Annotated in this window: 23 protein-coding genes and 1 pseudogene; 15 read left to right on the top strand and 9 right to left on the bottom strand. The window is 72.4% G+C overall.

The features are described 5' to 3' along the window. Positions 1-1,381: pseudogene (locus ABZ453_RS19060) on the bottom strand (large ATP-binding protein); the annotation flags it as partial. Between the two features lie 127 nt (positions 1,382-1,508). On the opposite strand from ABZ453_RS19060, the gene ABZ453_RS19055 reads away from it, so the two are divergent. Together ABZ453_RS19055 and ABZ453_RS19050 are read left to right on the top strand one after the other, a co-directional pair. After that, positions 1,509-2,597: a hypothetical protein gene (locus ABZ453_RS19055; RefSeq protein WP_359016102.1), complete on the top strand. Its 1,089-nt coding sequence runs from the start codon at positions 1,509-1,511 to the stop codon at positions 2,595-2,597. Continuing rightward, entirely contained in the window at positions 2,594-3,448 is an 855-nt protein-coding gene (locus tag ABZ453_RS19050) for an AAC(3) family N-acetyltransferase (protein ID WP_359016101.1), read from the top strand. Before ABZ453_RS19055 ends, ABZ453_RS19050 begins: the two co-directional genes overlap by 4 nt. 745 nt (positions 3,449-4,193) lie before the next feature. Here the strand turns inward: ABZ453_RS19050 and ABZ453_RS19045 are convergent. Further along, positions 4,194-4,748, bottom strand: coding sequence for a hypothetical protein (locus ABZ453_RS19045; protein WP_359016100.1), 555 nt, complete (start codon positions 4,746-4,748; stop codon positions 4,194-4,196). 113 nt (positions 4,749-4,861) lie between these two features. On the opposite strand from ABZ453_RS19045, the gene tsaB reads away from it, so the two are divergent. Genes tsaB through ABZ453_RS19025 form a run of 4 tightly spaced genes read left to right on the top strand, consistent with a single transcriptional unit; the run spans position 4,862 to position 7,353 of the window. Then, complete coding sequence (tsaB, locus tag ABZ453_RS19040; protein ID WP_359016099.1) at positions 4,862-5,518, top strand: tRNA (adenosine(37)-N6)-threonylcarbamoyltransferase complex dimerization subunit type 1 TsaB; 657 nt, start codon at positions 4,862-4,864, stop codon at positions 5,516-5,518. Then, the gene (gene rimI / locus ABZ453_RS19035) at positions 5,515-6,021 is read left to right on the top strand and encodes a ribosomal protein S18-alanine N-acetyltransferase (protein WP_359016098.1); all 507 of its coding nucleotides are present in this window, start codon (positions 5,515-5,517) and stop codon (positions 6,019-6,021) included. Before tsaB ends, rimI begins: the two co-directional genes overlap by 4 nt. Beyond that, positions 6,014-7,099, top strand: a complete 1,086-nt coding sequence (tsaD, locus tag ABZ453_RS19030; protein ID WP_359016097.1) for a tRNA (adenosine(37)-N6)-threonylcarbamoyltransferase complex transferase subunit TsaD — start codon at positions 6,014-6,016, stop codon at positions 7,097-7,099. Before rimI ends, tsaD begins: the two co-directional genes overlap by 8 nt. Then, entirely contained in the window at positions 7,096-7,353 is a 258-nt protein-coding gene (locus ABZ453_RS19025) for a hypothetical protein (protein WP_359016096.1), read from the top strand. Before tsaD ends, ABZ453_RS19025 begins: the two co-directional genes overlap by 4 nt. A 150-nt stretch (positions 7,354-7,503) precedes the next feature. On the opposite strand, the gene ABZ453_RS19020 is transcribed toward ABZ453_RS19025, so the two are convergent. Next, on the bottom strand, positions 7,504-9,807 hold the full coding sequence (locus ABZ453_RS19020) for a glycoside hydrolase family 3 N-terminal domain-containing protein (protein ID WP_359016095.1): 2,304 nt from the start codon (positions 9,805-9,807) through the stop codon (positions 7,504-7,506). 130 nt (positions 9,808-9,937) lie between these two features. On the opposite strand from ABZ453_RS19020, the gene ABZ453_RS19015 reads away from it, so the two are divergent. The 4 genes from ABZ453_RS19015 (at position 9,938) to ABZ453_RS19000 (ending at position 14,481) form a co-directional block, all read left to right on the top strand. After that, positions 9,938-11,005, top strand: coding sequence for a LacI family DNA-binding transcriptional regulator (locus ABZ453_RS19015; RefSeq protein ID WP_359016094.1), 1,068 nt, complete (start codon positions 9,938-9,940; stop codon positions 11,003-11,005). A gap of 720 nt (positions 11,006-11,725) precedes the next feature. Beyond that, positions 11,726-12,694 carry an LCP family protein gene (locus tag ABZ453_RS19010; protein ID WP_359016109.1) on the top strand — a complete coding sequence of 323 codons (969 nt, stop codon included), beginning with the start codon at positions 11,726-11,728 and terminating at the stop codon, positions 12,692-12,694. 131 nt (positions 12,695-12,825) lie between these two features. After that, positions 12,826-13,182, top strand: a complete 357-nt coding sequence (locus tag ABZ453_RS19005) for a YciI family protein (RefSeq protein ID WP_356762363.1) — start codon at positions 12,826-12,828, stop codon at positions 13,180-13,182. Positions 13,183-13,227: 45 nt separating this feature from the next. After that, entirely contained in the window at positions 13,228-14,481 is a 1,254-nt protein-coding gene (locus ABZ453_RS19000; RefSeq protein ID WP_359016093.1) for an RNA polymerase sigma factor, read from the top strand. On the opposite strand, the gene ABZ453_RS18995 is transcribed toward ABZ453_RS19000, so the two are convergent. Then, on the bottom strand, positions 14,482-15,645 hold the full coding sequence (locus ABZ453_RS18995) for a methyltransferase domain-containing protein (RefSeq protein ID WP_359016092.1): 1,164 nt from the start codon (positions 15,643-15,645) through the stop codon (positions 14,482-14,484). A gap of 90 nt (positions 15,646-15,735) precedes the next feature. Between ABZ453_RS18995 and ABZ453_RS18990 the strand changes: the two genes are divergently transcribed. Both ABZ453_RS18990 and ABZ453_RS18985 read left to right on the top strand, forming a co-directional pair. Next, a complete protein-coding gene (locus ABZ453_RS18990) occupies positions 15,736-16,665 on the top strand; it encodes a polysaccharide deacetylase family protein (RefSeq protein ID WP_359016091.1) in 930 nt (309 codons plus the stop codon). After that, positions 16,662-17,459, top strand: coding sequence for a polysaccharide deacetylase family protein (locus ABZ453_RS18985; protein ID WP_359016090.1), 798 nt, complete (start codon positions 16,662-16,664; stop codon positions 17,457-17,459). The genes ABZ453_RS18990 and ABZ453_RS18985 overlap by 4 nt, the downstream gene beginning before the upstream one ends. On the opposite strand, the gene ABZ453_RS18980 is transcribed toward ABZ453_RS18985, so the two are convergent. After that, positions 17,450-17,581: a hypothetical protein gene (locus tag ABZ453_RS18980; RefSeq protein ID WP_359016089.1), complete on the bottom strand. Its 132-nt coding sequence runs from the start codon at positions 17,579-17,581 to the stop codon at positions 17,450-17,452. The two genes, ABZ453_RS18985 and ABZ453_RS18980, sit on opposite strands and share 10 nt — an antisense overlap. A gap of 564 nt (positions 17,582-18,145) precedes the next feature. Here ABZ453_RS18980 and groES point away from each other — a divergent pair. Both groES and groL read left to right on the top strand, forming a co-directional pair. Further along, a complete protein-coding gene (gene groES / locus ABZ453_RS18975) occupies positions 18,146-18,454 on the top strand; it encodes a co-chaperone GroES (RefSeq protein WP_055493212.1) in 309 nt (102 codons plus the stop codon). A 117-nt stretch (positions 18,455-18,571) separates the two neighbouring features. Continuing rightward, positions 18,572-20,197 carry a chaperonin GroEL gene (groL, locus tag ABZ453_RS18970; protein ID WP_133043233.1) on the top strand — a complete coding sequence of 542 codons (1,626 nt, stop codon included), beginning with the start codon at positions 18,572-18,574 and terminating at the stop codon, positions 20,195-20,197. A 54-nt stretch (positions 20,198-20,251) separates the two neighbouring features. Here groL and ABZ453_RS18965 read toward each other — a convergent pair whose 3' ends face one another. The 3 genes from ABZ453_RS18965 to ABZ453_RS18955 form a co-directional block, all read right to left on the bottom strand. Continuing rightward, positions 20,252-20,959: an ester cyclase gene (locus tag ABZ453_RS18965; protein ID WP_359016088.1), complete on the bottom strand. Its 708-nt coding sequence runs from the start codon at positions 20,957-20,959 to the stop codon at positions 20,252-20,254. A gap of 126 nt (positions 20,960-21,085) precedes the next feature. Beyond that, positions 21,086-21,859, bottom strand: coding sequence for an SDR family oxidoreductase (locus tag ABZ453_RS18960; protein WP_359016087.1), 774 nt, complete (start codon positions 21,857-21,859; stop codon positions 21,086-21,088). Positions 21,860-21,920: 61 nt separating this feature from the next. Beyond that, the gene (locus ABZ453_RS18955; protein WP_359016086.1) at positions 21,921-22,589 is read right to left on the bottom strand and encodes an MOSC domain-containing protein; all 669 of its coding nucleotides are present in this window, start codon (positions 22,587-22,589) and stop codon (positions 21,921-21,923) included. Between the two features lie 91 nt (positions 22,590-22,680). Between ABZ453_RS18955 and ABZ453_RS18950 the strand changes: the two genes are divergently transcribed. Further along, a complete protein-coding gene (locus ABZ453_RS18950) occupies positions 22,681-23,589 on the top strand; it encodes a LysR family transcriptional regulator (protein ID WP_359016085.1) in 909 nt (302 codons plus the stop codon). A 121-nt stretch (positions 23,590-23,710) separates the two neighbouring features. Here ABZ453_RS18950 and ABZ453_RS18945 read toward each other — a convergent pair whose 3' ends face one another. After that, positions 23,711-24,040, bottom strand: coding sequence for a WhiB family transcriptional regulator (locus ABZ453_RS18945; RefSeq protein ID WP_208779235.1), 330 nt, complete (start codon positions 24,038-24,040; stop codon positions 23,711-23,713). Positions 24,041-24,196 lie beyond the last annotated feature (156 nt).

The following is a 24,196-nucleotide window of genomic DNA, read 5'->3' as shown; positions in this document are numbered from 1 at the left end:
CGATCTCGCCGGCCTGCAGCAGCCGATGCCGGGCGACCGGCATCGGCCGCCCGGTACGGCGCACCTCCCGCAGCAGCGCCGAGACGGCGGCCGGGCGGCGGGCGACGCCGACGAGCAGTGGATCGGTGGCGAACCGGTCGGTGAGGAGTGCCCGGGCCTGCCGGTCCTCGGGAGTCGCCGTCGTGAGGGAGGCGAGCAGGGTGTGGACGCCGTCGGGGGACAGGGGCCGCAGCCCGACGACCCGGAAGGTGTCCCCGAGGCGGGCCCAGGGCACCCCGGTGCCGTTCGTGGCGATGACACACGGCGCCTGGGGGTGGGCGTCGAGCAGGCGCAGCAGGTGGTCCCACACGGCGGCGCGGTTGCCCTCGGGCACCGCGTCCAGGTCGTCCACGGCCAGGAAGGCCCGCCCGGACCGCAGTTGCCGGGCCACCCAGCCCGCCGGTTCCTGCGGAGCGGCCAGCGGGGCGAGCGTGGGCACCATGCCGTCCAGCCGGGGCAGCGCCCCCGAGCGCGCCGACAGCACGAGCGGTGTCCGGCAGCCCCAGGGCGCCCGGCCCGCACCCGCCGGTCCCCGTCCCGGGTCGTCCAGGGCCTGTGCGGCGAGCCGCGCCAGCTCGGTGGTGTGCCCGGCCCCCGTGGGACCGACGAGCAGGATGCGCCGCCCCAGCTCCGGCAGCAGCTCCGCGGGGACGTCACGATCCGGCTCCGGCGCGCCCCGGCCGCCGTGGACGCCGAGGGTGCGGGCCACCGGCATCGCGGGGAGGGCCGGTGCCACCTCCTTGCGGAACTGCTCGGCGAAGGACCCGTCGTCGGCCGCCAGGGCGTCGGGCGCGTTCCCGGCGGAGCGGTTGTCCAGCACGGGCGCCGGGGCCGAGCCCGCGGCCATCGCCGTCATACGGGCCACGATCCCGTCCAGGACGCGGTCCAGCGCCGCGCGGTAGCGCGGGGCCTGCATGGTCATCAGGGCAAGCCCCAGCGAGCGGTACTCGGGCGGCTGGCCCGCGGAGAAGGTGTCGGCCGTGGCGACCGGTCCCGGCAGCCGCCGCTCGACCGGCTCCCAGACCAGGGGCAGCGCCGGCTGCGGCGCGGTCCCGGTCCTCGCCTGTCCCAGATTGCGCCGCAGCGCCAGCACCGCCCAGTCGTGATGGGCCGGACCCTCGTTGAAGTACGCCGGGCTGCACAGCGCCAGCACGACGTCCGCGCTCTCGACGCCGTACGTCCTGCTCTGCTCGGCCGGCGAGGCGGGCGGTGGGACGAGGCGGTCCAAGACCGGTCCGTCCGTGGCGTCCAGACGCCGTCTCAGCTCGTCCAGGAATCTCGCGACCCAGGCCTCGTCCCTGCCGCGCACGTAGCTGACGGCATAGCGGTACACGGGCACCATCTCATCCCCCGGTATGTGGCTTGCGTACCTGAATTCAGTTTCTCACGAGACCGGGGGACCGGCCGTGGCAGAATCCCCGCCATCAACTCGTAACCATTCAGGCTTTATTGGCGAATTGTCAGGTAACATGCCCAACGTGCCGGTCGGGGAGCAGTCCCTGGGAAAGAAGCAGGCGAACCTGCTCACTGCCATCATGCGGGGGGTGCCTGTCCTGGGACGCGGCAAGGACTTCCACGCCCTGACCGACGGGGACATCCGCGGCGCGCTGGACAGACTTCCCGTGGGCACCGACGCGTCGCGGACGGGCGAGCTCAACCGGCTGCGCCCCCGCCTGCTGGACGCGGTCATCGGGGCCCGCACGCGGCAGGCGTGCTACCTCAGAGGACTCCCCAGCCACGGCCTGGAGCCGCTGCTGCACACCGTCGGCGAGGCCGTTGGCGCCCCGCTGGTCCTGCGCGTGGTGTACGGCGCCAGTACCGAGGTTCCGCTACGGGCGCTGAGCTATGTCCTGCCGGCCGTCCGGATGGCGGCCCGGCTGGCCGCGGCCGGGCACCGGGCCCTCCACCTCCAGGTCGTGCTCGCCGCTTCCCTCGGCTGCCCCATCAACGGTCTCACCGCCTCCGCCGTGGCCGAGGAGACCGGCCTGCTCGCCCGGTGCCTCGACCGGCTCCTGACCCTGCTGATCCCGCACCGCTACGGGATCTACGGCACCCAGACCCCGGCCGATGTCCTGGCCGCGCTGGAGGACCTGGTGCGCACCCTCTCCCCGGAGAAGCGGGCGCGCGTCCTGGAGCGGCTCGGCGGCAAGGGCGGCGCGACGGCCAAGGAGCAGACCCTGCTGTACGCGGCCGCCCACGTCCTGGTGCACGACCGCGCCGCCGTCCCGCTGGAGCTGGAGCGGGGCACTGCCGTCCCGCCCGACGCCAGGGTGATCGACGTCGGCGGCCTTCAGGAGCGCCACTTCCACGACGTACGACGCCTGTTCGCAACCGGGGCGGCGCAGGGACCCGGGGCGCTGGTGCTGACCCGGCACGCCGTGCCGCCGTACACCATGGCGCGGGGCGGGGACGTCGGACTGCGGGAGTTCCTGGACGGCGGCTCGCCGTGCGAACCGCCGGCCGAGGCCGCCCGCCGCGATCTGGACCTGCTGTGGGACGAGTTGCTGCCGAGCGACCTGCGGCGAGTCGTCGACGTCCGGCAGGAAGCCCTGCGATGACGCCCCCTCCCTCGCCCTCTCCCTCGCCCTCTTCTCTCGGTCGTGCGGAACTGGTCGCCCACTGGCGCGAGTTGGGAATCCACCCCGGAGACACCCTGCTCGTGCACGCCTCCCTGCGTGCCCTCGGGCCGGTGCGCGGGGGAGCAGGGGCCGTCGCCGACTCCCTGCTGGACGTGCTGGGGGCGGACGGCACCCTCGTCGTCTACACACAGACCCCTGACAACACCGACCCGTCCCGCTGGCCCGTCACCCGCGGCTATGCCGTGCCGGCCAGTGAGTGGCCGCGGCTGCGTGCCTCCCTGCCCGCCTTCGACCCCGCCCGGACCCCGAGCTTCGGGGTCGGTGTCCTGCCCGAGGAGGTGCGCACCCGTCCCGGGGCGTTGCGCAGCGGCCATCCGCAGAGTTCGTTCGCCGCGCTCGGACCCGCCGCCGCGCGGATCACCGCCGGGCACGCGCTGGACTGCCACCTCGGCGAGGACTCCCCGCTGGCCCGGCTGGAGGAGCTGGAGGCGCGGATCCTGCTGCTGGGGGTGGACTACTCCGTCTGCACGGCCTTCCATCTGGCGGAGTACCGCGTGCCGGGCCAGACCACGCGCGACTACGGCTGCGCGGTGGCCGACGGTCCGGGAGGCCGCCGCTGGCACCAGTACCGGGACCTGGACTTCGACGCCTCGGTCTTCCCGGACCTGGGCGACTCCTACGAGGCGCTGCCGGAGCGGCCGGTGACCCGAGGCCGCGTGGGCGGCGCCGACTGCCGACTGCTCGCCCTGGCCCCCGCGGTGGCGTACGCGGCGAAGTGGCTGACCGCCCGACGAGCGGGCACACCGGACGAGACCTACCCGATGGGGTGAACGCGGTCAGTGCCTCGCGGGTGGGTCAGTGCACCATGGGCGCCGGGGTGACACCGTCGGGCGACCGCGACGACTGGGGGGCGATGCGGGCACCGGGTCGCGCCCAGTGGGTCGGCGTGGGCAGCGGATCATGGCCGTTGGGTCGGCGTGGGCAGCGGATTACGCCCACTGGGTCGGCGCGGGCACGGAGCTCGGCCGTCGGTGGTGAACGCTGAGCGGATTCCGCGTCCTGGGGTGACGCCGTCGGCGGACCGCGATCACCTGGGTCGGGGCCGGCACCGGATCATGCCCACTGGGTCGGCGCGGGCACGGAGCTCGGCCGTCGGTGGTGAACGCTGAGCGGATCCCGGGCTCTGGGGTGACGCCGTTGGCGGACCGCGATCACTGGGGGCGAGGCAGGCATCGGATCGCGCCCAGTGGGTCGACGCGGGCAGCGGATCATGGCCCTTGGATCGGCGCTGGCGCCGGAGCACGGCCGCCGGCGATGAAGGCTCAGTGGATCCCGGGCTCTGGGGTGACCGCGCCAGCGGATCACGCCTACCGGGGTGACATCGTCACCGGATCACGCCCACCGCGGTGACACGGTCGCCGAATCACGCCCACTGAGGTCCACGCAGTGGCCGGATCGCGGCCGCCAGGGTCCACGCAGTGACCGGATCACGCCCACCGGGGTCCACGCAGTGGCCGGATCACGCCCGCCGGGGTCCGAGAGGTCACCGGATCACGCCCGCCGGAGGCCAAGCGGTCAGCGGATCACGACCACCGGGACGCCGATCGTCGCGAACTGCCACATCGCGTCGCCGTCCGTGCGCGACTCGCGGATGCCGCCCGTGCGTACGTCCATGTCGGCCCCCGGTCTCGGCACCCCGACCGCCGCGCTGAAGCCGATGGCCACGCCGTCCACGGCGGTGAAGCGGACGACGTGCTCGATGGGGGTGCCGTCGGTGCCGGTGATCGAGTTGGAGCGGGAGGTGACCGGGTAGGTGCCGGGGAACGGGGCGATGCTGCCCGGGGTCACCGTGAACGTACGGAGCACCCGCTCGCGCGCGCCGACGAGCCACACCCGGCCGGCGTCCACCGAGTACACCACCCGTTCACCCGTACCGGTCCCGGCGGGCAGGGCGGCGGGGTTCGGGTCGACGCGGGGTACCTGGGAGGCGTACGCCGTCGCCGAGGCCGTGGCCTGCGGCTTGCTGAAACCCGCCGGGACGGTCGCGGAGGCCTGGTAGGCGAGGAAGGAGACCGTCGCCAGGGCCGCCGCGGTGAGCCCGAACACGAATCCGGAGCTGCCCTTTGCCACCGTCGCCCACCTGACCGATCGTCTCGCCCGCGGTACTTGCGGCGACCGTAGCAGCCACGGCCCGCTCCGCCCGGGCGGCGATGCCGAGCCCCAAACCGCCGTACGCTGTTTGCGTGCTCTTGCTCGCTCTGGATACCGCCACTCCCGCCGTGACCGTCGCGCTGCACGACGGGACGGATGTCATCGCCTCGTCCAGTCAGGTCGACGCGCGCCGGCACGGGGAGCTGCTGCTGCCCTCCGTCGACCGGGTGCTCGCCGAGGCCGGGCTCCGGCTCGACGCCGTGACCGGTGTCGTCGTGGGGATCGGACCCGGCCCGTACACCGGGCTGCGCGTCGGCCTCATGACCGCGGACACCTTCGGGCTCGCCCTCGGTGTGCCGGTGCACGGTGTGTGCACGCTCGACGGGCTGGCGTACGCGGCCGACATCGAGAGCGGCCCCTTCGTGGTGGCGACCGACGCCCGCCGCAAGGAGGTCTACTGGGCGCGGTACGCGGACTCCCGCACCCGGCTGACCGACCCGGCCGTGGACCGGCCCGCCGACATCGCCGACCAGGTGGCCGGGCTGCCGGCCGTCGGCGCGGGCGCGCTGCTGTACCCGGACACCTTCCCCGCCGCGCACGCACCCGAGCACGTGTCGGCGGCGGCACTGGCCGCGCTGGCCGCCGAGCGGCTGGCCAAGGGGGAGGAGCTGCCGGCGCCCCGGCCGCTGTACCTGCGCAGGCCGGACGCCCAGGTGCCCAAGAACTACAAGGTGGTCACCCCCAAGTGACCCACGCCGTGACTCCTCGACTGCGCGAGATGCGCTGGTGGGACATCGATCCCGTGCTGGAGCTGGAGAAGGAGCTGTTTCCCGAGGACACCTGGTCCCGGGGCATGTTCTGGTCCGAGCTCGCCCATGCCCGCGGCCCCGAGGCGACGCGGCGCTACGTGGTCGCCGAGACCGACGCCCGGATCGTCGGCTACGCGGGCCTCGCCGCCTCCGGGGACCTTGCCGACATCCAGACCATCGCCGTCGCCCGCGACCACTGGGGCACGGGCCTCGGCGGCCGCCTGCTCGCCGAGTTGCTCCGCGCCGCCACCGCCTTCGAGTGCGGTGAGGTGATGCTGGAGTGCCGGATCGACAACATCCGCGCCCAGAAGCTGTACGAGCGCTTCGGCTTCGAGGCCATCGGCTTCCGGCGCGGCTACTACCAGCCGGGCAACGTGGACGCCCTGGTCATGCGGCTCACAGACCCATCAACCTCCGTACAAGGAACCGAGATCCATGGCTGACGAACCCCTCGTCCTCGGTATCGAGACCTCCTGCGACGAGACCGGCGTCGGCATCGTCCGCGGCACCACCCTGCTGGCCGACGCGGTCGCCTCCAGCGTCGACGAGCACGCCCGCTTCGGCGGTGTCGTCCCGGAGGTCGCCTCGCGCGCGCACCTCGAGGCGATGGTGCCGACGATCAACCGCGCGCTGAAGGACGCGGGGGTGAGCGCCGGCGACCTGGACGGCGTCGCGGTCACCGCCGGCCCCGGCCTCGCGGGCGCCCTGCTGGTCGGCGTCTCGGCGGCGAAGGCGTACGCCTACGCGCTCGGCAAGCCCCTCTACGGCGTCAACCACCTTGCCTCGCACATCTGCGTGGACCAGTTGGAGCACGGCGCGCTGCCCGAGCCGACCATGGCGCTGCTGGTGTCCGGCGGCCACAGTTCGCTGCTGCTGTCCAGCGACATCACCTCGGACGTACGGCCGCTGGGCGCGACCATCGACGACGCGGCGGGCGAGGCCTTCGACAAGATCGCCCGGGTGCTGGACCTCGGGTTCCCGGGCGGTCCGGTCATCGACCGGTACGCACGCGAGGGCGACCCGGAGGCGATCGCGTTCCCGCGCGGCCTGACCGGGCCGCGCGACCCGGCGTACGACTTCTCCTTCTCCGGTCTGAAGACGGCGGTCGCCCGTTGGATCGAGGCGAAGCGGGCGGCGGGGGAGGAGGTGCCGGTGCGTGACGTGGCGGCCTCCTTCCAGGAGGCGGTCGTGGACGTGCTGACCCGCAAGGCGGTACGGGCCTGCAAGGACGAGGGTGTCGATCATCTGATGATCGGCGGCGGCGTGGCCGCGAACTCGCGGCTGCGGGCGCTGGCGCAGGAGCGGTGCGAGGCTGCCGGGATCCGGCTGCGGGTGCCGCGGCCGAAGCTGTGCACGGACAACGGGGCGATGGTCGCCGCGCTGGGCGCCGAGATGGTCGCGCGGGGGCGGGCGGCCTCCGGCTGGGACCTGTCCGCGGACTCCTCCCTGCCGGTCACGGACCCGCACGTCCCAGGGCACGACCACGTCCACGAGGTCAGCAAGGAGAACCTCTACTCGTGACCGTCGCCCTGATGTGGGAGGCCCGGGCGGCCGAGGGCCGCGGCGAGGAACTGCTGACCTGGGCACGAGCGCAGGAGCTGCCGTCCCGGCCGGTACGCCGGGAAACCTTCCGGGCCCCGCAGGACCGCGTCCTCGTCATCACGTGGTGGGACGCGCCCTACGACGCCGAGTTGCCCGAACTCCCTGAGCCGGACGGGGAGTTGGTCATGCGGGCGGTGCATCGGTGGCGGTTCGACTCGGTGGGGAAGGATTGATGGGACCTTCCTATACAGATTTCTGCATATTCTGGCTGTGCGAGCGACTCGTGGCAGATCGAGATTGATCTGGACGGCGACGATTCGTCGTTCGTCTTCACGGCGCATGAAGGCGTCCCGCCGGAGGGCGAGCAGCGGGCAAGCTGACTGTCAGTTCAGCGGACGGGCCTCCGTCTCGCACCGCAGTCGCCGGTCGGCGTCGAGTGTCCTCACCGGGCCCGTGAGGAGCAGGTGCGCCGTGTGGCGTACGTCCGTGCTCGATGCCGCCAACCGTAGTTCCAGCGCGCCCGGTTCGACCACCCTGGCGCCGGAACGGTCGGTGAAGGCGGACAGGTCCGCGTGGAAGCGGAAGGTGAGCCGGGCCGCCTCGCCCGGCTCCAGCTCCACCCGCCGGTAACCGATCAGCCGTACGTCCGGTCGGGTCACGCTCGCCACCGGGTCGTGCAGGTACAGCTGCACGACCTCCGCGCCGGCCCGGTCGCCGGTGTTGCGGACCGTGACCGAGACGTCGTGGGAGCCGTCCGTCGCGATCTCGGCGCCCGTGCCGTCCGGCTCCCAGGCGAACGTCGTGTACGAGCGGCCGTGGCCGAAGGGGTACAGCGGGGTCGGATCGAGGTTGCTGACCTCGCCGGCCAGGCCGAGCGGGGGCTGGAGATAGGTCCAGGGCTGGCCGCCGGGCACCCGGGGGACGCTCACCGGAAGGCGGCCCGAGGGGTTGACGCGGCCCGACAGCACGCCCGCCACCGCCGGGCCGCCCTCCTCCCCCGGGAAGAACGCCTGGACGACCGCGCCCAGGCGTCCGTGCCAGCGGCCCAGCGCGTACGGGCGGCCGGTCAGGAGGACGAGGATGACGGGGACGCCCGTCGACACCAGGGCGTCCAGCAAGTCGCCCTGCACCCCGGGCAGTCGCAGGTCGGTCACATCGCAGCCCTCACCCGAGGTGCCCCGGCCGAACAGGCCCGCCCGGTCGCCGAGGACCGCCACGCACACGTCCGCCTCGGCCGTCCGGGCCACCGCCTCCTCGAAACCGCCCGTGTCGGGGTCGTCGACGCCGCATCCCTCGGCGAAGGTGACCTTGGCGTCGGGGAGTTCGGCGCGCAGCGCCTGGAGGACCGTGGGGATCTCGATGCCCATCGGCACCTCGGGGTGGTGCGTGAGGACGTGCGAGGGGAAGGAGTAGCAGCCCAGCATGGCGAGGGGGTCCGCGGCGCGCGGGCCGACCACCGCGATACGGGTGTCGGGGGCCAGCGGGAGGAGCCCGTCGGGGTTGTCGAGGAGGACCACCGACTCCTCGGCCAGCCGGCGGGCGAGCGCCCGGTTCGACGTCGAGTCCAGGTCGATGCGCTCGGCCGGCTCCGGGTTCCAGTCCTCGTCCAGCAGGCCCAGCTCGCACTTCTGCAGCAGGACCCGGCGGGCCGCCCGGTCGATCAGGGACTCGGGGACCTCGCCCGCCCGTACCGCCTCCACGAGCGGTGTGCCGTAGCACTTCAGGGTGGGCAGCTCGACGTCCAGGCCCGCCGCGAGCGCCGCGTGGGCCGCCTCCGCCTCGGAGCCCGCGACCCGGTGCTGGGTCTGCAGGAAGCCGACGCCGAAGTAGTCGGCGACCACCGTGCCCGTGAAGCCCCACCGCTCGCGCAGCAGCTCGGTCAGCAGACCCGGGTCCGCCGAGGCCGGGATGCCGTCCGTGTCGTTGTACGCGGCCATCACCGACCGCGCCCCGGCCTCCCGCAGCGCCATCTCGAAGGGCGGCAGCGTGATGTCCGCGAACTCCCGCACCCCGGCCCGCACGGGCGCGAGGTTGCGGGCGCCGGCCGAGGAGGCGTACCCGGCGAAGTGCTTGAGCGTGGAGACGATCCCGGCCGACTCCAGCCCCCGCACGTACGCGGTGCCGATCGTGCCGACCAGGTACGGGTCCTCGCCGATGGTCTCCTCGACCCGGCCCCAGCGCGGATCCCGTACGACGTCCAGGACCGGGGCGAGACCCTGGTGGACGCCCACCGAGCGCAGGTCGCGGCCGATGGCGGCGGCCACCTCCTCGACGAGGGCGGGGTCGAAGCTCGCGCCCCAGGCGAGCGGCACCGGGTAGGCGGTGGCCCGCCAGGTGGTGAAGCCGGCCAGGCACTCCTCGTGCGCGAGGGCGGGGATGCCGAAGCGGCCCGCCTCCGCGATACGGCGCTGGGCGCGGGCCAGCGCCTGCGCGCCCAGCGCCGGGTCCACGGGGGCGGTGCCGAAGGGGCGGGTGAGCTGGCCGAGGCCGTGGGTGATGAGCTCGTCCCAGTCGTAGTCGGCGCTCATCTCGCGTTGCAGCGGTGCGACTCCGTCGCCGTCGGTGTCGGCGCCCACCCACACGCCGTAGAGCTGGGCGGTCTTCTCCTCCAGGGTCATCCGGGAGAGGAGGTCGTCGACGCGGGAGGCGGCGGGCAGGGCGGGGTCACGCCAAGGCGCGGTGGTCATGAAACTCCTGCTCTGGTCGAGTCGGGACGGGCCCTCTCACGAATGTTTCGCTTTTCATCTCGAATGTTCCGGGAACCTAGGCCGGTCGCAAGGGTTCGTCAAGAGGGGGCGCGGGGATACGATCGCCGCCATGACGCCTTCGGAGCCCGTTGAAACGCGGACGACAACCCCGACGACAAGCCGGTCCCAGCAGACCGCGACGCTCGCCGAGATCGCCCGCGAGGCCGGCGTGTCCGCGCCGACAGTTTCGAAGGTCCTCAACGGCCGTGCCGACGTGGCCCCGGCCACCCGTACCCGGGTGGAGGAGCTGCTGCGCGCGCACGGCTACCGGCGCCGCAGGGCCGAGGCGAGCCGCTCCCCGCTCATCGACCTGGTCTTCCACGAGCTGGAGAGCGCCTGGGCGATGGAGGTCATCCGGGGCGTGGAGAACGTGGCCCGGGACACCGGGCTGAGCGTGGTGCTGAGCGAGAGCGCGGGGCGGCTGACACCGGGGCGGACCTGGGCGGACCAGGTCGCCGCCCGCAGACCGCACGGGGTGATCCTGGTGCTCTCGGGCCTCGACGAGTCCCAGCGGGCCCTGCTGACCAGCCGTTCCATCCCCTTCGTGGTGATGGACCCGGCCGGCGACCCGGGCGTGGACGTGCCCTCCATCGGCGCGACCAACTGGCAGGGGGGTCTCGCCGCCACCCGGCACCTCGTCGAACTCGGGCACACCCGCATCGGTGCCATCACGGGCCCCTCCCGCATGATGTGCAGCCGCGCCCGGGTCGACGGCTACCGGGCCGCCCTGGAGACCGCCGGGCTCCCCGTCGACCCCTCGCTCGTCGCGTCCGGCGACTTCCACCACGAGACCGGCTACCGCCAGGGCCTGGAGCTGCTGCGCCGCCCCGACCGCCCGACCGCCGTCTTCGCCCTCAACGACCTGCAGGCGCTGGGTCTGTACGAGGCCGCCCGGGAGCTGGGCCTGCGTGTTCCGGAGGACCTGAGCGTGGTCGGCTTCGACGATCTGCCGGTCGCCCGCTGGGTGGGGCCGCCGCTGACGACCGTACGGCAGCCGCTGACGGAGATGGCCGAGGCGGCGGCCAAGCTGGTGCTGGACCTGGGCCGGGAGGACCAGGCGCCCATGGCCACCCGGGTCGAGCTGGCCACGAGCCTGGTGGTGCGCAGCAGCACGGCACCGCCGCCCAGTGGCGTCTGACAGGGCACTGGGTACACGTTGGCCGGAAGTGGCGCTATTGACGGGCGACGCGCCCACGCCCACGCTCCACCGAAGCCAATCGGTTACCCAACCGAAACTTTCGAAGGCGGCACCCGCGCCCTGGTCTGGCGCAACCAGATGATCAGACGGCTGACGAACGGTTCATGGCCCCCGGCTCAGCAGCTCAGCGGCCTGCGCCCGGAGTGGACGTGGCGATCACCTGCTGCACAGGCGGATGACCCAGTCGGCCGACAGCGCGAAACTCGCCCCGAAGGCCGCCCACTTCACGTCGGTCGTCGCCGCGTGCGCGGCCGTCCCCCGCTGCGCGAGCGTCACCCTCCGGGGCTTTACTGCCGCCTCCGGCGGGCGCCCACTCGGGCACGCACAGCGCGACCAGCCAGCGGAACACCGGGTTCACGGAGCGGGTGACGATCGACTGCTCCGGCGCCTCCCTGTCGCCCTGGAAGGCGAACGCGGTATTCAGCGGGGCGTGGAGCGGGGGCGACCCGGTGCCGGCGGTCTCACCGGGCTGACGGCCCGCTGAGAATCGTGAGAGTTTCCGTAGAAAACCGTTCCGCGGGGTCTCCGCTAACAACCTCCTAATAATTCGGACTTACGTTCCTGTCTGTGACGGGACTTGAGCCGGGACAGGCGGAGAGCGGCGGCGGGGGCAGATCCAGGGGCCGGCGGTCGACCGTACTGAGGATCGCCGGCCTCACCATGGCGGGACTACTGGTGCTGGGCGCGGGGGCGGCCGGGTGGGTGTACTGGCACCTCGACAGCAACATCAAAAGCGTCGACATCAACCAGGCGCTCGGCGACGACCGTCCGGCGAGGGCGGTGACGACCCCGTCCCCCGGAGTCTCCGAGTCCCCGCTGCCCACCGGCTCCCTGAACATCCTCGTCCTCGGGTCCGACTCCCGCAGCGGCAAGGAGAACAAGGCGCTCGGCGGGGGCAGCAGCTCCGGCGCCCGGTCGGACACCGCGATGGTGGTGCACATCGACGCGGGCCGGAAGGACGCGACCATCGTCAGCATCCCGCGCGACACGCTCGTCACCCGACCGTCCTGCCCGCTGAAGTCGGGCGGCTCCACGGCCGCGGCGTACAACGCCATGTTCAACAGCGCCTACTCCGTGGGCGGCCCGGTGTGCGCGGTGAAGACGGTCGAGTCCATCACCGGCGTCCGCATGGACCACTACATCGAGATCGACTTCTCGGGCTTCGCGAAGCTGGTGAACGCCCTGGGCGGGGTCACCGTCACCACGGACCAGAACATCGACGACGACGACAGCCATCTGCACCTCGCGGCCGGCACCCACCATCTCGACGGCAAGCAGGCCCTCGCCCTCGCCCGCACCCGGCACGGCATAGGCGACGGCAGCGACCTGGGCCGCATAGGCCTCCAGCAGAAGCTGGTGAAGGCCCTGCTGGAACAGATCTCCTCGACGAACCTCCTCACCGACCCCGCCCGGCTCTACTCCGTCGCCGACGCCCTGACGGACAGCCTCACCACCGACACGGGCCTGGACTCCATCAGCGAGCTGGTCGGGTTCGGGCGCAGCCTGGAGGGACTGACCGCGCAGCACCTCAAGACGGTCATGATGCCGGTGGTCACGGCCCCGTCCGACCCCAACCGCGTGGTGGCGAAGGAACCGGCGGCGAGCGATCTGTGGGAATCGCTGCGCTGAGCAGCGCAAAGAAGGGCGGCGGAAAAAATCTTCGGGGAATTCCGGCGCGCCTGTCGATCCCCGGACTCCTCGATCGACGCACTGGTGAAAGGCCGGACAGCAACCGGCCCCGGACCGACCGAGGAGTCACCATGCCCCGTTACCTCTCTCTCGTGCAGATCGACGAGAAGACCGCCCCCGCCGAGGGGCCCAGCCCCGAGCTGATGCAGCGGATGGGGGAGCTGATCGAGGAGATCACCAAGGCCGGCGTGATGCTGGACACCGCCGGGCTGACGCCGTCCGCGCAGGGCACGCGGGTTCACTGGCAGGGCGGTGAGATCTCCGTGACCGACGGGCCCTTCACCGAGTCCAAGGAGGTCGTCGGCGGCTACGCGATCATGCAGTGCAAGGACAAGGCCGAGGCGCTGGAGTGGACCAAGCGGTTCCTGAAGGTGCACGAGGAGCACTGGACGGTGACCTGCGAGGTCAGGGAGATCGCGGAGGGCTGAGGGCCGCTTGGCCCGAGGCCCGTCGGGGGTGTTGCATGGTGGGCTGTGGAACAGCAGCCCACCGCCACCCGTGCCGTCGACACCGTCTTCCGCCTCGAGTTCCCGCGCATCGTCGCCGGCGTCACCCGGATCGTCCGCGACGTCGGCATCGCCGAGGAGCTCGCCCAGGACGCCCTGGTCGCCGCGCTGGAGCAGTGGCCCCGGGACGGTGTGCCGGACAACCCGGGCGCCTGGCTGACGGCCACCGCCCGGCACCGCGCCGTCGACCTGGTCCGGCGCCGGGAGAACTACGCCCGCAAGCTGGCGGAGATCGGCCGCAGCCTGGAGACGACCGCGCCGCCGGAGGAGCCCGCCGACCCCGAGGACATCGACGACGACCTGCTCCGGCTGGTCTTCACCACCTGTCACCCCGTCCTGTCCGCGGAGGCCCGCACCGCCCTCACCCTCCGGCTGCTCGGCGGCCTGACCACCACCGAGATCGCCCGCGCCTTCCTCGTCCCCGAGCCGACGGTCGCCCAGCGCATCGTCCGCGCCAAACGCACCCTCGCCACGAAGAACGTCGCGTTCGAGGTGCCCTACGGCCCGGACCGCGAGGCCCGTCTCGGCTCCGTCCTGGACGTCATCTACCTGATCTTCAACGAGGGGTACGCCGCCACGGCCGGCGACGACTGGCTGCGCCCGGCGCTGTGCGAGGACGCGCTGCGGCTGGCCCGTGTGCTGTCGTCGCTGATGCCGAAGGAACCCGAGGTGCACGCCCTGGCCGCCCTGCTGGAGTTCCAGGCCTCCCGCGCCGCGGCCCGCACCGGCCCCGGCGGCGAACCCGTCCTGCTCAAGGACCAGAACCGCCGCCGCTGGAACCGCATGCTCATCGCCCGCGGCATCACGGCCCTGCACCGTGCCGAGGCCACCGCCACCGGCGCCCCGGGCCCGTACACCCTCCAGGCGACGATCGCCGCCTGCCACGCGCACGCGTACACCTACGAGGAGACCGACTGGGCGAGCATCGCCACCCTCTACGGCCTGCTCGCGGCCCGCGCCCCCTCCCCGGTCGTCGAACTCAACCGCGCCGTCGCCGTGTCGATGGCGCAGGGACCGGAGGCGGGGCTGGCGATCGTGGACACCCTCGCCGCGGAACCCGCCCTGCGCGACTACCACCTGCTCCCCAGCGTCCGCGGCGACCTGCTGGAGCGCCTGGGGCGTACGGCCGAGGCACGCGCCGAGTTCACCCGGGCGGCGGAACTCGCGCGCAACGAACGGGAACGGGAGCTGCTGCTGCGGCGGGTGACGGAAGCGGGGTGATCAGGCGGGGTGTCCCACGAGCATGGTCGGCGCCCCCGCCACCCGGGTCAGGAACACGGTCGCCGAGTTGGGGCCGGCCGACTTGACCTTCTTCCTGAGTTCCTCGGGCTCCACCGCCGACCCCCGCTTCTTCACGGTCAGCGTCCCGACCTCCCGCTCCCGCAGCAGGGCCTTCAACTTCTTCACGTTGAAAGGGAGTTGGTCGGTGATCTCGTAGGCGGTGGCGAACGGGGTGGGGAGGAGGGCGTCGGAGGTGACGTACGCGATGGTGGGGTCGATCAGGCCGGCGTCCAGGCCCTCGGCCACCTCGGCGACCAGGTGGGCACGGATGACGGCGCCGTCGGGCTCGTACAGGTAGCGCCCCACCGGGCGGACCCGGGGATCGGGCAGCCCCCTTCCGGGCAGGGTGCGGGGGCCGGGGAGCAGCGTGGCGCGGACCGCCCCGGGCGTCGTCCCGAACCACAGCACCGCCTCCTTCACGTCCCCGCCGTCCGAGATCCACTCGGCCTCGGCGTCCTCGGGCACGGCCTCGTGCGGGATGCCCGGGGCGACCTTCAGCGCGGCGGCCCGGGACGCCTTGCGGGCCGCCCCGACCGCCCAGGACAGGGGTGGTGAGTAGGCCTCGGGGTCGAAGATCCGCCCGCGTCCGCCGCGCCGGGCCGGGTCGACGAACACGGCGTCGTACCCCGCCGTGTCGACCTCCGTGACGTCGGCCTCCCGCACCTCGATCAGGTCCGCCAGCCCGAGCGCCTCGGCGTTCGCCCGCGCCACGGCGGCCGTCACCGGATCCCGGTCCACGGCCAGCACCGGGATCCCCAACCGGGCGAACGCGATCGCGTCCCCGCCGATCCCACAGCACAGGTCGGCGACAGACCGTACCCCCATGGCCCGGAAGCACTCCGCCCGGTACGCCGCCACGCTCGCCCGCGTCGACTGCTCCACCCCGTTGGGCGTGAAGAACATCCGCCCGGCGTCCGCCGCCGCGAACTTCGCCGCCGCCCGTTGCCGCAGCCGCGCCTGCCCGAGCGCCGCCGACACCAGGTCGGCGGGGTGCTCGCGGCGCAGCCGGGTCGCCACGGCGAGTTCGTTGGCCGGGGCGGTGTCACGCACCTCGTCGAGGAGGGCGCGGCCTTCGGGGGTGAGGAGGAGGGCGAGGTCGTTCACCGGGTCATTGTGGGCCAGTCGGTGGATGGTGTGCCCGTGGACGCGGTGTCGGGCCGGGTTCGCGGGCCCGGCCTGCGAGGATCCGGCACCATGCGAGCAGTCGTACAAAACGATAAAAACGGGGCGTCCCGGAAGCGGCGAGTCCGTGACGGGATCGCCGTGCTCGCCGTCGCCGCCATCGCCTCCGGCTGTGCGACGGGCGACGGCCAGGAGGTGCGCCCGGCCTCCGGCCAGCAGCCCCTGAAGGCGCCCGAGGCCCGCGCCCTGGACTCGTACGCCCTGAAGCTGCGCGCGGCCCTCACCGCGCGGGCCGCGGCCGCGCGGCGCTGGGGGCTGCGGCAGGTGCCCCTGACCGCTCCGCCGCCACCGGCGCACAAGCCGCGGATCACCGCCCGCAGGGGCTTCGAGGTGGACGACCAGGAGGAGTTGGACCTCCCGCCCGTCTTCACCACGGTCCCCACCCGGCAAAGGGTCGTCTTCCTCACGATCGACGACGGCGCCGAGAAGGACCCGGCGTTCCTGCGGATGATGAGCGAGCTGAAGATCCCGTACTCGGCCTTCCTCAGCGACTTCCTGGTCAAGGACGACTACGGGTACTTCCGCCGGATGCAGTCCGAGGGCGTCACCCTCAACAACCACACCCTCACCCACCCCTATCTGCCGGGGCTCTCCTACGAGCGGCAGCGGCACGAGATCTGCGGCATGCAGGCGGTCATGAAGAGGCAGTTCGGCCGGGCCCCGACCGTCTTCCGGCCGCCCTTCGGCAACTACAACCAGGACACCCTGCGCGCCGCGAAGTCCTGCGGCATCCGGTACGCGCCGATCTGGGACGAGGAGGTCTTCGTCGACCACTGGGAGTACCGCGAGGACGACCAGGACCTGCACCCCGGCGACATCGTGCTCACCCACTTCCGGGGCCGCGGCGAGTGGAAGGGCACCATGGTCGACGACATGCGGCGCTTCCTGAACAAGGTCACGGCCGAGGGGTACGCGGTGGCCCGCCTGGAGGACTACCTGTGAGGCTCCGGGGCCTGGCCGCCGGAGTTCTGGCGCTCGCCCTCCTCACCGGCTGCGCCCAGTCCGTCGACCCCATCGAACGGCTCGGCAGGAAGGCGGCGCAGGAGGTACGGCCGCACGGACACGCCGGCCGGCCCGTGCGGTCGTACCGCCGCTGGGGCCTCCAGGCCCCGCTGCCCCGTGCCCCGCGACCCGCCCGCGCCCCGGCCTTCCGCCCGGCGGGCCCGGCCCTCCCCCTGATCGTCTCCCACGTCCCCACCCACGACCGGGTCGTCTTCCTCACCTACGACGACGGCGCCGCGCGGGACCCGCGCTTCGCCGCCATGGTCCGCGAACTCCGGCTGCCCGTCAGCGTGTTCACCGCCGACGGCGCGGCCGCCCCGGTCCACGGCCACCTCGCGCACCCACGGCCGGCCGACGCGGGCACCCAGGGCCACCGCCTCGGCCGCACCACCCTGCGCGGTCTGCCCTACGCCGGCCAGCGCGCCGAGATCTGCGGCCGGCCCGACCGGCCCCGGCCGCGTCTGTTCCGGCCGCCCCACGGCGCGTACGACGGCACCACCCTCCGCGCGGCCGGTGACTGCGGGGTCACGGCGCTGGTGCTGTGGCGCGCGTCGATGAACGCCGCCGGCCGGCTGACCTACACCCGCACCGCCCGCCACCTGACCCCCGGCGACATCGTCTCCGTGGCCCCGGACGACGGATCGGGCCCACCTCTCACCCGGCGCACGTCCCGCCTCCTCGCGCGGCTGCAGGAACGGGGGCTGACGGTGGGGCGTCTGGAGGACTATCTGTAGCCGAGCGCGGTCACCAGGAAGAACAGGGCCGCGAGTGTCTGCCCGCCACCGGTCACGGCGAACCCGTCCCGGAGGAAGAAGGCGGCGGACGCCAGGGCGCCGTCGCCAGCCCGCCCAGCCACACCGCCGCGCCCCCCCGCGTGCCCGTTCGGTGCCGGGGCGGCCGCGGACACCAGGCCGGAGGCGGGACCGCGAGCGCGCAGCCGTCGGGCGGCAGGGACCGGGAGGGGATGGGGCGACGGTGCGTGTCCACCGCGGCGGCCGGGACCCTCTCGCGAGGCCCCCGGCGACCGCATCACGGGCCGACGCGCCCCCGCGTGCCCGTGCAGTGCCGGGGCGGCCGCGGGCACCAGGCCGGAGGCGCGTTCGGCGGGAGGCAGGACCGCGAGCGCGCAGCCGTCGGGCGGCACGGACCGCGAGGGGATGGGGCGACGGTGCGCGTCCACCGCGGCGGCCGGGACCCTCTCGCGAGGCCCCCGCCGACCGCATCGCGGGCCGACGCGCCGTTCGGGATTAGCAGTCCGCTTGACCGAGTGCTAATCGCGGTCATAGTCTCGGCTCTGGCACTCCCCCCTGGAGAGTGCCAAACAAGCGACGGGCAGGTCCGGCACCCGCGACGACGGATCGACCTGGTCGCCACCTCAGACAGTTAACCCCGTGAGATCTCCGAAGGGGGAGGTCGGATCGTGACGACCGCCAGCTCCAAGGTTGCCATCAAGCCGCTCGAGGACCGCATCGTGGTCCAGCCGCTGGACGCCGAGCAGACCACGGCCTCTGGCCTGGTCATCCCGGACACCGCCAAGGAGAAGCCCCAGGAGGGCGTCGTCCTGGCCGTGGGCCCGGGCCGTTTCGAGAACGGCGAGCGCCTGCCGCTCGACGTCAAGACCGGCGACATCGTGCTGTACAGCAAGTACGGCGGCACCGAGGTGAAGTACAACGGCGAGGAGTACCTCGTCCTCTCGGCTCGCGACGTGCTCGCGATCATCGAGAAGTAATTCACCGAAGCATTCCCGCTTTGAGCTGCGCCCCTGGCCCCCGCGACCATTAATCAGCCGGGCGCCCGGGGCGCAGTGTCTTTTTGAACCCACAGATCCGAGAGGGCTCCCGCTGTCATGGCGAAGATCCTGAAGTTCGACGAGGACGCCCGTCGCGCCCTCGAGCGCGGCGTCAACAAGCTGGCCGACACGGTCAAGGTGACGATCGGCCCCAAGGGCCGCAACGTCGTCATCGACAAGAAGTTCGGCGCGCCCACCATCACCAACGACGGCGTCACCATCGCCCGTGAGGTCGAGGTCGAGGACCCCTACGAGAACCTCGGCGCGCAGCTGGTGAAGGAGGTGGCGACCAAGACCAACGACATCGCGGGTGACGGCACCACCACCGCCACCGTGCTCGCCCAGGCGCTGGTGCGCGAGGGCCTGAAGAACGTGGCCGCGGGTGCCTCCCCGGCCGCGCTCAAGAAGGGCATCGACGCCGCCGTCGCCGCCATCTCCGAGGACCTCCTCGCGACGGCCCGCCCGATCGACGAGAAGTCCGACATCGCCGCCGTGGCCGCGCTGTCCGCCCAGGACCAGCAGGTCGGCGAGCTGATCGCCGAGGCGATGGACAAGGTCGGCAAGGACGGTGTCATCACCGTCGAGGAGTCCAACACCTTCGGTCTGGAGCTGGACTTCACCGAGGGCATGGCCTTCGACAAGGGCTACCTGTCCCCGTACTTCGTCACCGACCAGGAGCGTATGGAGGCCGTCCTCGACGACCCGTACATCCTGATCAACCAGGGCAAGATCTCCTCGATCGCCGACCTGCTGCCGCTGCTGGAGAAGGTCATCCAGACCAACTCCTCCAAGCCGCTGCTGATCATCGCCGAGGACGTCGAGGGCGAGGCCCTGTCCACCCTGGTCGTCAACAAGATCCGCGGCACCTTCAACGCGGTCGCGGTCAAGGCCCCCGGCTTCGGTGACCGCCGCAAGGCGATGCTGCAGGACCTGGCGATCCTCACCGGCGCCACGGTCGTCTCCGAGGAGGTCGGCCTCAAGCTCGACCAGGTCGGCCTGGACGTGCTGGGCTCCGCCCGCCGCGTCACCGTCACCAAGGACGACACCACGGTCGTCGACGGCGCCGGCAACTCCGAGGACGTCACGGGCCGCGTCGCCCAGATCAAGGCCGAGATCGAGAACACCGACTCCGACTGGGACCGCGAGAAGCTCCAGGAGCGCCTCGCGAAGCTGGCCGGCGGCGTGTGCGTGATCAAGGTCGGCGCCGCCACCGAGGTGGAGCTGAAGGAGAAGAAGCACCGTCTGGAGGACGCCATCTCCGCGACCCGCGCCGCGGTCGAGGAGGGCATCGTCTCCGGTGGTGGCTCCGCGCTGGTCCACGCCGCCAAGGTGCTCGAGGGCTCCCTCGGCAAGACCGGCGACGAGGCCACCGGTGTCGCCGTCGTCCGCCGCGCGGTCGTCGAGCCGCTGCGCTGGATCGCCGAGAACGCCGGCCTCGAGGGCTACGTCATCACCTCCAAGGTCGCCGAGCTCGACAAGGGCCAGGGCTTCAACGCCGCGACCGGCGAGTACGGCGACCTGGTCAAGGCCGGCGTCATCGACCCGGTCAAGGTCACCCGTTCCGCCCTGGAGAACGCCGCCTCCATCGCCTCCCTCCTCCTGACGACCGAGACCCTGGTCGTCGAGAAGAAGGAAGAGGAGGAGCCGGCGGCCGCGGGTCACGGTCACGGCCACGCCCACTGACGCACCGCAGCACGAAGGCCCGGCACCCTCTGGGGGTGCCGGGCCTTTCGGCGTCTACTGCTCCAACTGGTCCAGGGCGCCCAACTGCGCCATCAGCCCGAGCCGGTCGTACTGCCACCAGCCCTCGACGATCTTCCCGTCCTCGTCGCACCGGAAGATGGTCGCCCCGGTCATCACCACGCTCCGCCCCGTGGCGGGAAGCCCCATGAACTCACCCGTCTGGGTGCCGCGCCAGGTCCACCGGGTGCACACCCGGTCCCCGTCCGCGATCTGGTCCTCGACGTCGAAGGCGAAGTCGAAGCCGGCCCGCCACATGCCGATCTCCCGCCGTATGGCGTCCATGCCCATGGTGTCCTGCTCGTTGGCGGGATCGTGGTCGTGGTAGTTCTCGGCGATCAGGTCGTCGAGCGGCGGCAGATCACCCTTGACGGCGATCGTCTCGAAGAACCGCCGTACGTTCGCCGCGTACAGCCGCTCGTCCCGCACCACGTCCAGGTCCGTGAAGGTCGGCATCTCCTCGCAGAGAGCCACCATCTCCCGGAAGATCTTGTCCGTCTCGGGCAGGTTCGAGTTCCGCATCGCCTCCTCGTACGACGGGAACTCCACGATCTCGATGAAGTGCGACGCGTCGGAGTGGTCCTTGCCGATCACCGCATGCGTCGCCGTCCGCTTCCCCCTGGTCTGCTCGACCCATGTGTCCATCAGCCGGTTCATGTCGTCGAAACGGCTGGTCCTGCAGTCGATGAGCTGTACGAAGGTCATGGTGCTGCCTCCGGTCCGCCTGGGTCCCGTTGAACACCCCCATTCTCTGCCCGTCGGCGTCATCGGGCCATGTCGGCGGCCCTGCTGTGGGCGCCCCTGCCGTGGGCGCCCTTGCTGTCGGCTCCTTTACTGCGGCCCGTACTTGCGTCCCGTCCGGGAACTGATCCCGCCCAGCAGCCCCCTGGGCGTCACCTTCACGAGGCCCATCAGGGCCTTGTAGCGGGGGTCCGGGATCGACAGGGACTTTCCCCGCGCCAGATCGCCGAGCGCCGCCGCCACCAGTTTGTCCGCGTCGAGCCACATCCAGCCGGGGATGTTGTCCGTGCCCATGCCGGCCCGCTGGTGGAACTCCGTGCGCACGAAGCCGGGGCACAGGGCCATCAGGCGTACGCCGCTGCCCGCGAGATCCTTCGCCGCGCCCTGGGTGAACTGCACGACCCACGCCTTGGACGCGCCGTAGGTGCCGCGCGGGACGAAGGCGGCGACGGAGGCGACGTTGACGACACCCCCGCGGCCCCGCTCCCGCATCGCCTCCGTCGCCGCCGACGTCAGCCGGAGCACCGCCTCGCAGTGGACCTTGAGCATCTTCAGCTCGTCGGCCATGGGGACGTCGAGATAGTGGCCCTTGTTGCCGAAGCCGGCGTTGTTGATCAGCAGATCGACGGGGTTCCGGCGGTCGGAGAGGCGGGCGGCCACCGTCTCGATACCGTCGTCCGTCGCCAGGTCCGCCGTCACCACCTCCACCTCGACGCCGTGCCGGTCGTGGAGTTCGGTCGCCTGTTCGTGCAGCCGCTCGGTGTCCCGGGCGACCAGGACCAGGTTGTGTCCGTCCGCCGCCAGCCGCCGCGCGAACGCGGCGCCGATGCCCGCCGTCGATCCCGTAATCAGAGCCGTTGTCATGGCCCAAGCGTAGTTACCCGGAGGCAAGGAGTCCGATCCGCGGGCGGGCGGTGAGGGAGGTTCAGGTGCCGTACTTCTCGAGGTACTTCCGCGCGTCGGCCAGCACCTCCGGATGCAGTGCGTCCCCGGCCGCCAACAGCCTTGGCAGCAGGGTTCGTTCGGTCGTCACCGCGCGGAACTGCAGGGCCACCGTCACGTCGTGGGCGGGCCGGTGCACGATCTCGACCGGATCGCCGGACCGTATCTCGCCCGGCTCGATCACCCGCAGGTACGCCCCGGGCGCGCCCTTCCGCGTGAACCGCTTCACCCACCCCCGCTCACCCATATGGCCCTGGAAGGTGCCGCACGGGATCCGCCCGCAGGTCACCTCCAGCACGACCCGGTCCCCGATCCGCCACCGCTCGCCGATCAGCGCGCCCGAGACGTCCAGGCCCTCGGTGGTGAGGTTCTCGCCGAAGAAGCCGTTCGCCAGCGGACGCGCCAGCTCGCGTTCCCAGCCGTCCAGGTCCTCGCGCGCCATGGCGTACACCGCCTGGTCGTCCCCGCCGTGGTGCTGCCGCTTGCACACCGCGTCCCCGGCCAGCCCGCTCCCGCCGACGCCCTTGGGCCCGGGCGCGGCCACCCGCACCGGCCCCGCCACCGGTCGCTTGTCGATACCGGTCACCCCCTCGGGGTTGTCCGTGTACGGCACGGCCCGCGCGCTGCCCAGATTCACCGACAGAAGCCTCATGACGGAACGGTAGGCCGCCGGATCTCAAAGCGTCGACCGATTATTCGGCGCCGTACCAAAGCCTCGCTTATCCATCGCTTATCCTCGAAGGGTGATCGAGGCCCGTCATCTCCGTGTCCTGCGCGCCGTCGCCACCACCGGCTCCTTCTCGGCGGCCGGACGCGCACTGGGCTGCACCCAGCCCGCGGTCAGCCAGCAGATGAAGGCGCTGGAGGCGTCCGTCGGCACCCCGCTGCTCGTCCGCAGCGGACGCGAGATGCGGCTCACCCAGGCGGGCGAGGCGCTCGTCCGGCACGCCGGCACCATCCTCGCCGGGCTCACCGCCGCCGAGGAGGAGATCGCCGCCATCGCGGGCCTGCGCGCCGGGCGGGTACGGCTCGTGTCGTTCCCCAGCGGCAGTTCCACCCTCGTACCGGCCGCGCTCGCGGCCCTGCGCGCCGCCCACCCCGGCACCCGGGTCTCCCTCGAGGAGGCCGAACCGCCCGCGTCGGTGGAGATGCTGCGTGAGGGCGAGTGCGACGTGGCGCTCGCCTTCCGGTACGAGGGCGCGGCGGGCGGCCAGGAGGGGGAGTGGGACGACCTCGTCGTACGGCCGCTGCTGAGCGACCGGCTCGTCGGGCTCGTACCGGAGGGGCACCGGCTCGCGGGCGCCGGTTCCGTGGCCATCGGGGAGCTCGCGGACGAGCCGTGGATCGCCGGATGCCCGCGCTGCCGCGGACAGTTGGTGGAGGTGTGCGAGGGCGCCGGGTTCACCCCGCGGATCGACTTCGCGACCGACGACTACCCGGCCGTGGTCGGTCTGGTGGGCGCCGGTCTGGGCGTCGCGGTACTGCCGCAGCTCGCCATCGAGTCCGTGCGGCCGCGCCACGCGCGGGTGCTGACGTTGCGGCCCGCGGTGCGGCGGGAGATCGTGGCGCTGACGCTGCCGGATCTCGCCCAGGTGCCGGCCGTCGCGGCCACCCTGGACCACCTCGCGCACGCGGCCACCCGGCAGCCGTGACCCGCGGCTGCTCGACGGCGAGCACGCGCGGGGGCGAGAAAAGAAGGGCACGCGTGCGTGCCCTTCATATCGGGAGCTCTGGGTCCGGGAGCTCGGGAACCTGGAATGCCGAAACGTTCCTTCAGTTGTTCGAGGCGCTGCCCGCGCCAGTGGCCCCCGCCGACACCAGCCGGTTCCGCGCCCGCCCCATGAGTTCTTCGCGCTCGTCCTCGGTCAGGCCGCCCCACACGCCGTACGGCTCCCTCACCGCCAGCGCGTGCGCCGCGCACTGCGCGCGCACGGGGCACCTCATGCAGACCTCCTTGGCCGAGTTCTCACGAGCGCTCCGGGCCGCGCCTCGCTCGCCCTCCGGATGGAAGAAGAGCGAGCTGTCCACCCCGCGACAGGCAGCCAGCAGCTGCCAGTCCCACAGGTCCGCGTTCGGTCCGGGAAGGCGGGAGAAATCTGCCATTACGTGACCCCTTGTAGCCGTTCTGAGCGGATACGGTGCCCACGACCGTACATCTCTCATCTAAGGAGATGAAAATATGACTCATTGCGAATCTAGCCTCAGACACCAGCAGATGGGAAGAAATAGGGCTGAATGGGGCGCTGGTTGTGATGAAAC

The sequence above is a fragment of the Streptomyces sp. NPDC005799 genome, from assembly GCF_040630525.1.
Lineage (GTDB): Bacteria > Actinomycetota > Actinomycetes > Streptomycetales > Streptomycetaceae > Streptomyces > Streptomyces griseorubiginosus_B.
This window is presented reverse-complemented; position numbering and strand designations above follow the sequence as displayed.

Bases quoted from the DNA above. Each gene is read 5' to 3' on its own strand.
- ABZ453_RS18960 (WP_359016087.1), bottom strand. From the start codon at position 21,859: ATGACAACGGCTCTGATTACGGGATCGACGGCGGGCATCGGCGCCGCG.
- ABZ453_RS19020 (WP_359016095.1), bottom strand. From the start codon at position 9,807: ATGACCACCGCGCCTTGGCGTGACCCCGCCCTGCCCGCCGCCTCCCGC.
- ABZ453_RS19050 (WP_359016101.1), top strand. From the start codon at position 2,594: ATGACGCCCCCTCCCTCGCCCTCTCCCTCGCCCTCTTCTCTCGGTCGT.
- tsaD (WP_359016097.1), top strand. From the start codon at position 6,014: ATGGCTGACGAACCCCTCGTCCTCGGTATCGAGACCTCCTGCGACGAG.
- ABZ453_RS19010 (WP_359016109.1), top strand. From the start codon at position 11,726: ATGGCGGGACTACTGGTGCTGGGCGCGGGGGCGGCCGGGTGGGTGTAC.
- ABZ453_RS18965 (WP_359016088.1), bottom strand. From the start codon at position 20,959: ATGACCTTCGTACAGCTCATCGACTGCAGGACCAGCCGTTTCGACGAC.
- groL (WP_133043233.1), top strand. From the start codon at position 18,572: ATGGCGAAGATCCTGAAGTTCGACGAGGACGCCCGTCGCGCCCTCGAG.
- ABZ453_RS19005 (WP_356762363.1), top strand. From the start codon at position 12,826: ATGCCCCGTTACCTCTCTCTCGTGCAGATCGACGAGAAGACCGCCCCC.
- ABZ453_RS19015 (WP_359016094.1), top strand. From the start codon at position 9,938: ATGACGCCTTCGGAGCCCGTTGAAACGCGGACGACAACCCCGACGACA.
- ABZ453_RS18990 (WP_359016091.1), top strand. From the start codon at position 15,736: ATGCGAGCAGTCGTACAAAACGATAAAAACGGGGCGTCCCGGAAGCGG.
- ABZ453_RS18945 (WP_208779235.1), bottom strand. From the start codon at position 24,040: ATGGCAGATTTCTCCCGCCTTCCCGGACCGAACGCGGACCTGTGGGAC.
- ABZ453_RS19055 (WP_359016102.1), top strand. From the start codon at position 1,509: ATGCCCAACGTGCCGGTCGGGGAGCAGTCCCTGGGAAAGAAGCAGGCG.
- ABZ453_RS18955 (WP_359016086.1), bottom strand. From the start codon at position 22,589: ATGAGGCTTCTGTCGGTGAATCTGGGCAGCGCGCGGGCCGTGCCGTAC.